Below are 10,849 nucleotides of genomic sequence, written 5' to 3'. Positions count from 1 at the left end.
AGCACGGGTCGAGCGCGCCGCCCCAGTTGTCGCTGCCGCCGCCGCTCGTGCCGCTGTGGATGCCCTTGGCGACCACGTTGCCGCTGCTCAGCACCGTGTACGTCGGGCCGCCCGAGTCGCCGCCCATCGTGCACTGGCCCTGCTTGCGGCCCTGGGAGACGTTGCGCAGCACCTCGCCGTTGCTGTTGGTGTAGTTGATCCGGACGTTGACGACGACCCAGCCGCACTGCTCGCCGGTCGTCCGGCCGCCGGTGCAGTACTGGTCGCCGTTCTGCGGCGCGCGGCTCCACATCGAGTCGATCGCGTAGGAGGAGCTGGACCCGACGCCACCGCGGAAGATGGACGAACCGCTGGAGCGGCCCGAGCTCATCTGGACGAGCGCGATGTCACCGCGGTACGTCGTCTGCCCGGTGAGGTACACGGTGCCCACGCCCGGGTTGCGGTTCTCCCGGCTGCTGGCCGTCACCGAGCCCATCGACTGGGCGGGCGTGGACACGCTGCCGCCGTTGGGCGCGCAGTGTCCGGCGGTCACCATGTAGCTGGTCGTCCCGGAGTACCACGGGAAGCCCGTGCTGCAGGTGCCGGCCGGCGCGTTGATGAGCGCGCCTCCGTAGAACGGCGACGTGTCGTTGTCGCGCCCGTCGTCGTGGCCCTTCTCGTGCTTCGGGCTGTAGCGGATCGCGACGTCGGTGGTGCCGTAGCGGGCCGCGAGCGCGTTGAGCAGCGGATCGCTCATCCGGTCGACGGTGATGACGACCCGGTTGTGCTCCTCGTCGGGCTCGGTCATGACGATGGCCGACGCGTCGGGCACGGCCCTGCCAAGGCTGATCGCCTCGTCCTTGATGCCCTCGAGCCGCTTCCAGCTCGCCGACACCGACCGGATCGAGGTGACGCCGGCCGTGAGCGCGGCGCGCGGCTGGAAGGACTGGAGCTTCGCGAGGCCCTGCGCGCCGGCGGCGGACAGCACGAGCTTGTGGTTCTTGCGGTCGATCCACGGGTACCCGACCGTGGCGGCGTTCTCCTGGGCGTACCGCACGGCGTCGTTGTGCGCCTGCGCGAGATCCTCCGGCACCGCTGCCGGGTTCTCGTCGAGCGGCCCGACCAGGACGAGCCCGCTGGAGTGGCGGACCTCCGCGGGCGTCTCGGCGCCCGCCGGCACGGCCGTGCCGGCGAGTGTGACCACGATGGTTGTTGCGAGGAACATGACAGTCGGTGCTCTGCGCATGCGCTGCCTCCCGAACTCGCCGCGCACCCCGTTTTCCGCGCGGCGGATGCCGAAAGATAGCAGTCGCTCAATATCGACCGCGGTCCCCGTCAAGGGGTTGTCCGCAATCGTCCCGCGAGTCGCCGGCCGACACGCGCTACGAGCGGTCCGCGTCGTAGTCCATGCGGGGCATGCCGTACTCGTCGACGACGCGGACCGACGGGGCCTCCGACGACGCCACGTAGAGCTGCGACGCCTTCAGGTGGGCCCGGGTCACGCGGCCGGCCAGGTCGGCGTCGCCCGCCTCGATGGCCTTCAGGATCGAGTCGTGGGCGCGCAGCACCGCGCGGCGCAGGTCCACCGACGGGTAGCTGGACTCGTCGGCCGCGCGGCGGGCCCAGCCGCGCTCCTGGACGCTCCAGATGCTCTCCATCATCCCGGCGAACATGCGCAGCGTCTGGTTGCCGGCCGCGTCGACGAGGGCCTCGTGGAACTTCACCGAGGCGCCGGTGAAGGCCGGGCCGTCGGCGACGACGGCGGCGGCCTCGTCGTTGAGCTCCCGCAGCCGCTGGCCGACGGCGCCGTGGTCGTCGCGCATGGCGGCCTGCTCGGCGCAGAACGGTTCGAGCAGGTTGCGGGCGGTGGCCAGGTCGGTCAGCGGGATCGCGCGGGAGTGCAGGAGCAGGCCCATGTGGTAGGCGGCGGAGTGGGCGGTGGGGCTGCGCACCACGATGCCGCCGACCTTGCCGCGGCGGACCGTCAGCAGCCCCTCGGTCTCCAGGATGCGGATCGCCTCGCGCAGGCTGGGCCGGCTGGCCGGGAACTCCTGCAGCAGCTGCGCCTCCGGGGGCAGCTCGGCGCCGTCGACCAGGTCGCCCTCGAGGATGCGCAGCCGCAGCTGCGCCGCCACCGCCTCGGCCACCCGCGGGGTCCGCAGCGGCATGCGGTGCGGGCGACCGGCCAGCTCTGACAGCTCCGACAGCTCTGACATCTCGGACTCGGACACTAGAGGGTTTCACCGCCGTCGACGAAGATGGTCTGGCCGGTGATGAACGACGCGAGGTCGCCGGCCAGGTGGACGGCCAGGGCACCGAGCTCGGCGGCGTCGCCGGTGCGGCGCATCGGGATGCGCTCGCGCAGCCAGGCCTGGCCCTCGGGGCTGTCGTGCAGTGCCTTGGTCATGCTGGTGCGGAAGTGCCCGGGCGCGATCGTGTTCACCGTGACGCCGAACGCCGCCCACTCCTTGGCGAGCGAGCGGGTCAGCTGGAGCAGCGCACCCTTGGCCACCTGGTAGCTCACGGTCAGGTTGGCCGACCGGGCCACGCTGCTCGACGCGATGTTGATCACCCGGCCCCGCCCCTGCGACAGCATGCCCGGCACGAACGACCGCACCAGGTGCAGCGAACCGCGCACGTGGGTGTCGAGCACCGAGTCCCACTCGTCGTCGGTCATGGCGACACTCGCCGGGCCCGACCCGGGCTGGCCCACCGGCCCCTCGGTCGGCAACGGCACCACCGGCTTCTTCACCAGGTTGCCCGCGTTGTTCACCAGGATGTCGACGACTCCGACCTCGCTCAGCACCGCGTCCCGCAATCGGTCCAGGTCGTCAGGTTGCCGGATGTCGGCCGGGAAGGCAAACGCACGGCCCCCGGCGGCGGCCACGAAGTCGTCGAGCTCGGCGGGATTGCGGGAGACGACGCAGACGGTGGCGCCGGCCTCCAGGAACGAGGTGGCGATCGCGCGGCCCAGCCCGCGGCCGGCTCCGGAGACGAGCGCGCAGCGGTTGGCCAGTGACGTCATGATCTTCCCTTCGGCAGGCCCAGTGCCCGTTCGGCGATGATGGTCCGCTGGATCTCCGACGTACCGCCGTAGATCGTGGCGCCGAGCGAGTCGAGCCGCTCGTCGAAGTACGCCGGGTCGTCGAACGCGGCCGGGCCGGCGACCTCGAGGGACAGCAGCGCGGCCCGCTGGACCGACTCGGAGCCGAGCAGCTTGAGGATGGCCCAGGTGTGCGACGGCACGCCGGCCCAGCGCTGGGCGGCGGAGCGCAGCCCGGTCAGGCGCAGGCTCTCGGTGTCGGCGAGCGAGCGGCCGAGCCGGACCAGCTGCGCCTCGGACAGCTCGCCGGCCCGCAGCGTCGGCTCGAGCGCCCGGTTCGCCTCCAGCCAGGTGTTCAGCCAGATCATGTCGCGCTCGTGCTCCAGGCTGGCCATGGCCACGCCCCACCCGCCGTGCAGCGGGCCGAGCAGCGCGTCCTCGGGAATCCTGACGTCGTCGAGGAACACCTCGCAGAACGACTCGATCGCGTCGCCGGCGGTGCGGATCGGCCGGACGGTCACGCCCGGGCTGCGCATGTCCAGCACGAGGCAGGAGATGCCGCGGTGCGGCCGCGCCTCGGGATCGGTCCGCGCGTACAGCGTGCACCAGCGGGCCTCGTCGCCCTGGGTCGTCCACACCTTCTGGCCGTTGACCGTGAACACGCCGCCGTCGAGGACGGCGGTGGTGCGCAGTGACGCGAGGTCGGAGCCGGCGCCGGGCTCGGACATGCCCAGCGCCCAGATCTCGTCGCCGCGGGCGGCCGGCCGCAGCAGCCGCGCCCGCTGCGCCGGGCTGCCGAACGCCCGGACCGCCGGGGCGGCCACGCCCGCGCCCTGGATGTTCAGCAGCCGGGGCACCCGCCGCCGGGCGCCGGTGAGCCGCACGGCGAGCGCCTCCGGCCCGGCCAGCTCCCGCCCGCCCTCGTCGCGCCCCCACTCCGGGATGAGCCACCCGGCGTCGAACGCGGCGGCCTGATAGTTCCGGCGCAGCTCGGTGTCGCGGCGGTACTGCTGATAACGCTCGTCGTAGTCGGCCGGGAGCACCCGGTCGAGGAAGTCGTCGAACTCGGTGCTCATCGGGCCTCCCGGGCGGCGGCCGCGTACAGCTCGTCGGGCGTGCCGAGCAGCCCCGCCGTCTGGTGCGCGCGGCGCAGGAACAGGTGGCAGTCCGCCTCGAACGTCACGCCCATCGCGCCCATGAGCTGCGTGTAGCGCGACGCCACCAGGACCGCCGCCTCGGCCGCCGCCGCGTTGGCCAGCAGCGGCGACGACTCGCCCAGTGCGGCGCCGTACGTGAGGCTGCGGGCCCGCTCCACCGCCACGTAGGCCTCGGCGAGCTGGTGCTTGACGGCCTGGAAGGCGCCGATCGGCTGCCCGAACTGGCGGCGCGACTGTGCGTGGGCGATCGCGGCGGTGAGGGCTCCTTCCGCGGTACCGAGGAGATCGGCACCGAGGCAGACGCGGCACTCCGCCAGGGCCCGCTCCAGCTCGACGGCGCCCTCGGCGAGGCAGCGGACGTTGGTGAGCCGGTACGCCGGCACGGGCCGGGAGGGGTCGATCACCGTCGTCTCCCGCACCAGCTCCACCCCGTCAGCCTGCGGGTCGACGACGGCGACCCAGGCACCGTCCGCCCCGGCGACGACGAGCGTGAGCGTGGCGGCGCCGAGCCCGCCCAGCACGTGGGCCCGCTCGACCGAGCACCGCCCGCCGGCGACCCGCCCGCCCGCCAGGGCGAACCCGCCCGGTCGTGACCGGAACTCGGCCCGGTGCACCCCGGCGGCCAGCTGGGCCCGGGTGGCGAGCGCGGACGGCAGCAGCCCCGGGGTGAGCAGGGTGCGCCCGGCGGCTTCGAGCACGACGGCGAGGTCGATGAGCCGGCCGGCGCCGCCGAGGTCCTCCGGGACGGCGATGTCGGGATAGCCGCCGTCGGCCAGCACCTTCCAGCCGTCGTCGGCCGGCGCGCCGTCGATCGCGGCCCGCATCGCGTCCGGCCCGCGAAGCGCGGCGAACTGTGCGCCGGCGGCCTCGTCGAGGGCCCGCGCGTCGTCGTCCGGCGCAAGCAGCGTCCAGTCGGTCATGATGGCCAGGCGCCTCCCTCCAACCCAGTACAAGCAAGCTATATCATTTAGATGTTAAGGCGCAACGACGCCCGGTGGCAGGCGGCTGGACGGGCCTCGTACTCGAATGCGGCCATCTGCGCCGCGGCACGGCTCCGTCGGCCCGGACGGTGACCTCGGAGTCGACCGCGCCCAGGCGCAACTGCACCCGCCGGCCGTCGCACGCGGATGGGACGCCGAGCGTGTGGCGGTAGAACGCGAGGTCGCCCGACTGCGCCAACTCCACCGGGTAGGGCACCAGGACCCGCTCGGGCAGCACCTGGCCGAGCAGCGGCGACGCGTTGCGCCAACAGCATCCCGCACACCGGCGTCCGCCTCGGACCCCTCCGGGACGACGCACTCCGCCACCCATGATCAGTGAGCGTTGTTGTCGCCGGGCAGCAACCGAGGCCTGCGCCACGCCGGATTCGGCCATGATCACGAAGACTTGTTGTCGCACGCTGAGCGGCAACAAGTCTTCGTGATCATGATCGGAGAGGACATCAAGTCTTCGTGATCATGCTCCGGCGAGCCGCGGACCTCCGAACGCCCGCCGTCGGCGCCGCGACAATGCCGCGCAGGAGCCTGCCGACAGCACCGGAAGAGAGCCCGCCCTGAGCTACGTTCCGCGCAGCCGGTCCCCTCGACCGACCCCGCAGCCAGCCCCCACAGCCAGCCCCCGCTGGCTTGCCGCTGTCGGGCCGCCCGGCCGGCCACCTCCGCCGCACCGCGCCCGCCGCACCGCGCCCGCCGCGACAGCACCGGAGGGCGCTGGTCGATCTACCCCGTGATAGATCGACCAGCGCCTCGGAGCGGGCGGTCAGCGGTCCTTGTCGAGGAACGCGAGCGCCACGGTGGCGAAGAGCGGGGACAGGAACAGGTCGTAGTGGGTCAGGCCGGGCAGGATCGCCAGGGCGTGGCCGCCCTTCGGCCGGCCCTCGCCGCCCCAGCCGCCGTCGCGCAGCCCACCGTCGAGCAGGCCGAAGACCTCGACGAAGTGGCTCGGCGGCGCCATGTCGGCGTCCGCGGCGACGACCAGCGTCGGCACCTGCAGGCCACGCACCTCCTCGGTGAAGTCGAAGTCCTTGGCCATCGCCTCGCCGATCTTGTCCAGCAGGCGCGGGAAGTCCTCGGGGCGGGGCGCCAGCCGCTGGTACGCCTCGTACATCGGGGTCTCCTTCATGAACTCGGCCGCCGCCGCGCTCACCTGGCCCTGCTGGGCCAGCATGTCCGGGTAGATGGCGGACCGGCGGATGTTCGCCGACGCCGCGACCAGCCGGCCGACCCTCTCCGGGTGGCGGATCGCGACGTTGAACGCGATGCCGCCGCCGAGCGAGTACCCGACGACGTCGGGGCGGTCCAGCCCGAGGTGGTCGATGAGCGCGGCGACGTCGTCGGCCATGAGGCGCACGTCCAGCGGCCGGTCGATGTCGGCGGTGCGGCCGTGGCCCTGGACGTCGACCAGGATCACCTGGTGGTGGTCGGCGAGGATCGGCAGGATCGGCGCGAACATCTCGCCCGAGCCGAGCCCGCCGTGCAGCAGGATCAGCGGCCGGCCGGTGCCGTGCGTCTCGAAGTACAGGCTGATCCCGTTGACGTCGGCGTAGGTCATCGTGAGCTCCTCAGCATGTCTGTCGTAGTGTCATCGGTGCAGACCAGGCCGCCGCCCGAAACTCATCGGTGCCGCCGGAAGGAATTTTGAAATCGTGGTGATGACCGCCGAGCTGGAAGCGCACCGCGCCGAGCTGACCGGGTACTGCTACCGGATGCTCGGCTCCGCGTTCGACGCCGAGGACGCCGTGCAGGAGGCCTTCATCCGGGCCTGGCGCGGCGCCGAGCAGTTCGAGGGGCGCTCGTCGGTGCGCTCGTGGCTGTACCGCATCGCCACCAACGTCTGCCTGACGATGCTCACCAGCGCGCAGCGACGGGTGCGGCCGATGGACCTCGGTCCGGCCGGCTCCGGCACCGCCACGAACCCCGGCGAGCCGCGGCCGGACGAGATCTGGGTCGGGCCGGTGCCCGACGACCGGGTGCTGCCGGAGCGCGCCGACCCGGCCGACGTGGTCGCCGGGCGGGAGTCGGTGCGGCTCGCCTTCGTCGCCGCGCTGCAGCACCTGCCGGCGCGGCAGCGTGCGGTACTGATCCTGCGGGAGGTCCTCGCCTGGTCGGCGCAGGAGGTGGCCGAGCTGCTCGACACCTCGGTGGCGAGCGTCAACAGCGCGCTGCAGCGGGCCCGGGCCACCCTCGCGGCCGCGGACGTCACCGCCGACGTGCACCAGCCGCTCGACGACGAGCAGCGCACCCTCCTCGGCCGCTACGTGCGGGCGTTCGAGGCCTACGACCTCGAGGCGCTCACCGCGCTGCTGCACGAGGACGCGACCCTGTCGATGCCGCCGCTGCCGCTGTGGCTGCGCGGGCCCGCCGACATCCGGGCCTGGATGTCCGGCACCGGCGCCGGCTGCCAGGGGTCCCGCCTGGTCCCCGTCGTGGCCAACGGCATGCCGGCCTTCGGGCAGTACCGCACGACCGGCCCGTGGGCGCTGATCGTGCTGGAGCTGTCAGGCGGGCGGATCGCCGGCGTCAACAGCTTCCTCGACACGGCCCGGCTGTTCCCGCTGTTCGGCCTCCCCGACCACCTCGGCTAGCCCGAGCAGCCCGGCGACCTCGACCAGCGCCGGCCCGGCCCCGGCGACGACCAGGCGCCAGCCGTGCCGGCGCGCGGTCAGCCGCAGCCGGGCGAGGGCCTCGACGGTGACGACGTCGGGCCGGGCCACCCCGGCCACGTCGCAGACGACGGTACCGGCGGGCAGCCCGCGCAGCCGCTCGGCCAGCCCGGCGCACAGCCCGCCGATGTCCGCCCGCGCGAGCGCCGCACCCAGCGCCAGCGAGATCTCCACGGGGGTTGGACCACCGCCGGCACCGAAACTCATCGCACGATCACCAGGTGTGCACGACCGGCCGGCGGCTCGCGTCCGGCTCGACCCGGTGCAGCAGCGCCCGCAGGCGGGGCACGGACAGGACCGCCGGGTCGGCCAGACCGGCCAGCTCGGCCAGCGGGTGCCGGTCGGGCCAGGCGCACGACAGCCGAGGTACGACACCGGTGTGATCACGGGCGGCCAGCAGGACGCCGGCCACGGCGGTCGCGACGTCCCGGCCGGTCGTGCGCAGGATCCGGCGCCCGTCGCGGACCTCGCCGAGCACCCGTCCGGTCTGCGGGCCCGGGTGGACGACCAGCCGCAGGGCGCGGCCGAGCACCGGCTGCGAGCGGGCCGCGGCGTCGTCCTGCAGGACGATCCAGAGCAGCCGGGTGTCGGCGGACTCGTCGAGGAGGAGGCGGGCGGCAAGGGTCAGCTGGGCGTGACAGGACATGCTCCGGACGGTGCCAACCGGGGGCGGGCGGCGGCCAGTGGCCCTGACGAAATCCTGACGTAGAGATTGCGTCAGGACGTCTGTGCGGCCCGGCCCTGCGGTGCCAGCGTTGATCGCATGACGCTCACCGACATCCTGCCCACGCTGCGCTCGTCGCTGCCGGCCCACCTCGGCGCCGGGGTGTGGCCACTCACCGCCCGCTGGGGCGACGGCGGCGACCTGCGCGTCGGCGGGGTCAGCCTGGCCGCCGTCGCGGCCGAGCACGGTACCCCCACCTTCGTCCTCGACGAGGCGGACGTCCGGGACCGCTGCCGCGCCTACGCGGGCGCGTTCGGGGCGGCCGACGTCGCGTACACCGGCAAGGCGCTGCTCACCGTCGACGTGGCCCGCTGGGTCGCCGCCGAGGGGCTCGGCCTCTACGCCGGGTCGGCCGGCGAGGTCCGCGTCGCCGAGCGCGCCGGGTTCGACATGGGCCGGGTGGTGCTCTACGGCAGCGCGAAGTCCCCCGAGGATCTCGACGTCGCGTACCGCGCCGGCGTCGGCACGATCGTCGTCGAGTCGATGGGCGAGATCACCCGGCTGGCGGCGACCGCGCCCGCCGGGCAGCGGGTCCTGGTCAGGATGGTCGACGGGCCCGACCGGCGCTTCGGGATGCGCATCGCCGGCGGCGAGGCGGCCGCGGCCGTCGCGCGGATCGCGGCCCAGCCCGGGCTGCGGCTGGCCGGCTTCGACTGTTCGGTCGGCCATCAGCTCAGCCGCTTCTCGCAGTACGAGCGGGAGATCAGCCGGCTGTGCGAGTTCGGGGCGGCGATGTACCGCGCGCACGGCGTCCGGCCGGAGCAGCTGAACCTCGGCGGCGGGCACGCCGTCGCCTACCGCCCGGAGGACTTCGACCTGGCCCTGGAAGGGTTCGCCACCCGCATGCGGTCGGTCCTGCACCTCGAGGCCGACCGGCACGGCCTGCCCGCGCCCCGGCTCACCGTCTCCCCCGGCCGGGCCGTGGTGGCCCGGGCCGGCGTGACCGTGTACCGCGTGCTCGCCGTGACCCGGACCCAGGGCGGCGACCGGCTCGTCGCCGTCGACGGCGGCCTGTCCGACCACCCGGCGACCGCGCACGGCGCTGTGCTCGTCGGCCGCACCGGGCGGGCCGCTTGCGGGCCGGCCGTCGTGGTCGGACGGCACAACGAGGCCGGCGACGTGGTGGCGTCCGACGCCTCGCTGCCCGCCGATGTGCACCCGGGCGACCTGCTCGCCGTCGCCGGCACGGGCGCCTACCACCACGCCCGGGCCACCAACTTCCACCTGGTCACCCGGCCCACCCTGCTGGCGCTGGCGGGCGGTCGCTCCCGGGTGCTGATCCGCCGGGAGTCCCTCGACGACCTGCTCGCGCGCGACGCAGGCTGAACGCGAGCGAGGCGGGGCTGCTGGTACCCCCGCCACCCGGCGAGCACGAGCCCGCCCGCGATCCGCGCGGTGGCCAGGGACACGCCGAGCACGAGCACGACGTAGAGCGCCGCACCGGCCCGGTCGGAGATCGACGTGAACACCTGTCCCAGTCTTCGCACGCGGGGCACCGCTGTCGTCCTGCCGGGGACCTACTGCCTGGGCATCACCGGGGCGGGCTGGTGTACAGCTGGACCGAGCAGCCGAGCTCGCCCGGCTCCAGCCAGACCGGGTCGAAGCCCACCCGCTTCGTGGCCCCGTCGGGCGTTCGGATCATGACGATGCAGTCCCGCTCGGCCGGGACGCCCACCGCCGCCACGAGGGTGCCCTGCGCCGTGACGGTGTCGACCTTGAAGACCTCGTCCGGGAACGCCGCCCGCACCGCACCCGCCAGGGTGTCCGGGGTGGCGCCGCGCAGCACGGCGGTCAGCCGCTCCTCGGCATCGCCCGGCAGCCGCGGCACGGGCGCCGCGGACGGCACGGGCGGCGTCGCGATCGCCGGGCAGTCGATCTCGCTGTAGGTGGTGTAGCGGTATAGCTCCAGCTCGTACCGGTAGCACCGGGTGGCGCTGCGCTCGGCGGTCCCCCAGGGGTCCGCATCGAGCACCGTCACGTCGAACCGGACGTCGACGGTGGCCCGCTCGTCGCTGAAGAGCCGCCCGGCCCAGGCGAGGGGCGTCACCCGCACGGAGCCGTCGCCCACCGGGTCCGTGCGCACCTCGGCGGCGATCGACTCGGCGTCACGCGGCCGGTTACGGTACCCGAGCTGCGTGTTGAGCCGCTCCGCCTGCCGCGCCATGACGTCCTCTGCCACCGGGTCCCCGGCGACCGGCACCTTCGCACACCCCGCCAGCACACCGACCACCACCACCGCGACCACTGCCCGCGCCCTCACCGCGCCACCGTAACGCCCGCGCGCC

11 protein-coding genes are annotated in these 10,849 nt (G+C 74.0%); 2 read left to right on the top strand and 9 right to left on the bottom strand.

Features of this window, described 5'->3' with window-relative positions; all coding sequences use genetic code 11:
* The 6 genes from ABZS66_RS42995 to ABZS66_RS42970 all read right to left on the bottom strand — a co-directional run.
* A partial coding sequence (locus ABZS66_RS42995) for a S1 family peptidase (RefSeq protein ID WP_354768311.1) occupies nt 1-1,225 on the bottom strand: 1,225 nt, incomplete at its 3' end.
* Between the two features lie 136 nt (nt 1,226-1,361).
* Nucleotides 1,362-2,195, bottom strand: a complete 834-nt coding sequence (locus tag ABZS66_RS42990) for an FCD domain-containing protein (protein WP_354768309.1) — start codon at nt 2,193-2,195, stop codon at nt 1,362-1,364.
* Between the two features lie 14 nt (nt 2,196-2,209).
* Entirely contained in the window at nt 2,210-3,004 is a 795-nt protein-coding gene (locus tag ABZS66_RS42985) for an SDR family oxidoreductase (RefSeq protein WP_354768307.1), read from the bottom strand.
* Entirely contained in the window at nt 3,001-4,098 is a 1,098-nt protein-coding gene (locus tag ABZS66_RS42980) for an acyl-CoA dehydrogenase family protein (protein WP_354768305.1), read from the bottom strand. The genes ABZS66_RS42985 and ABZS66_RS42980 overlap by 4 nt, the downstream gene beginning before the upstream one ends.
* A complete protein-coding gene (locus ABZS66_RS42975; protein WP_354768303.1) occupies nt 4,095-5,099 on the bottom strand; it encodes an acyl-CoA dehydrogenase family protein in 1,005 nt (334 codons plus the stop codon). Before ABZS66_RS42975 ends, ABZS66_RS42980 begins: the two co-directional genes overlap by 4 nt.
* An 838-nt stretch (nt 5,100-5,937) precedes the next feature.
* A complete protein-coding gene (locus tag ABZS66_RS42970; protein ID WP_354768301.1) occupies nt 5,938-6,729 on the bottom strand; it encodes an alpha/beta fold hydrolase in 792 nt (263 codons plus the stop codon).
* 100 nt (nt 6,730-6,829) lie between these two features.
* On the opposite strand from ABZS66_RS42970, the gene ABZS66_RS42965 reads away from it, so the two are divergent.
* Entirely contained in the window at nt 6,830-7,762 is a 933-nt protein-coding gene (locus ABZS66_RS42965; RefSeq protein ID WP_354768299.1) for a sigma-70 family RNA polymerase sigma factor, read from the top strand.
* Here the strand turns inward: ABZS66_RS42965 and ABZS66_RS42960 are convergent.
* On the bottom strand, nt 7,676-8,014 hold the full coding sequence (locus ABZS66_RS42960; RefSeq protein ID WP_354768297.1) for an STAS domain-containing protein: 339 nt from the start codon (nt 8,012-8,014) through the stop codon (nt 7,676-7,678). The two genes, ABZS66_RS42965 and ABZS66_RS42960, sit on opposite strands and share 87 nt — an antisense overlap.
* A gap of 40 nt (nt 8,015-8,054) precedes the next feature.
* The gene (locus tag ABZS66_RS42955; protein ID WP_354768295.1) at nt 8,055-8,486 is read right to left on the bottom strand and encodes a hypothetical protein; all 432 of its coding nucleotides are present in this window, start codon (nt 8,484-8,486) and stop codon (nt 8,055-8,057) included.
* A gap of 117 nt (nt 8,487-8,603) precedes the next feature.
* Here ABZS66_RS42955 and ABZS66_RS42950 point away from each other — a divergent pair, with 117 nt between their 5' ends.
* A complete protein-coding gene (locus ABZS66_RS42950; protein WP_354768293.1) occupies nt 8,604-9,890 on the top strand; it encodes an alanine racemase in 1,287 nt (428 codons plus the stop codon).
* A gap of 205 nt (nt 9,891-10,095) precedes the next feature.
* On the opposite strand, the gene ABZS66_RS42945 is transcribed toward ABZS66_RS42950, so the two are convergent.
* A complete protein-coding gene (locus ABZS66_RS42945) occupies nt 10,096-10,824 on the bottom strand; it encodes a hypothetical protein (protein WP_354768291.1) in 729 nt (242 codons plus the stop codon).
* Nucleotides 10,825-10,849: the final 25 nt, after the last annotated feature.

The organism is Dactylosporangium sp. NPDC005572 (assembly GCF_040605515.1).
In the GTDB taxonomy this organism is placed as follows: domain Bacteria; phylum Actinomycetota; class Actinomycetes; order Mycobacteriales; family Micromonosporaceae; genus Dactylosporangium.
Note: the sequence above shows the minus strand (reverse complement) of the source record. Positions and strands in the feature narration are given on the sequence as shown.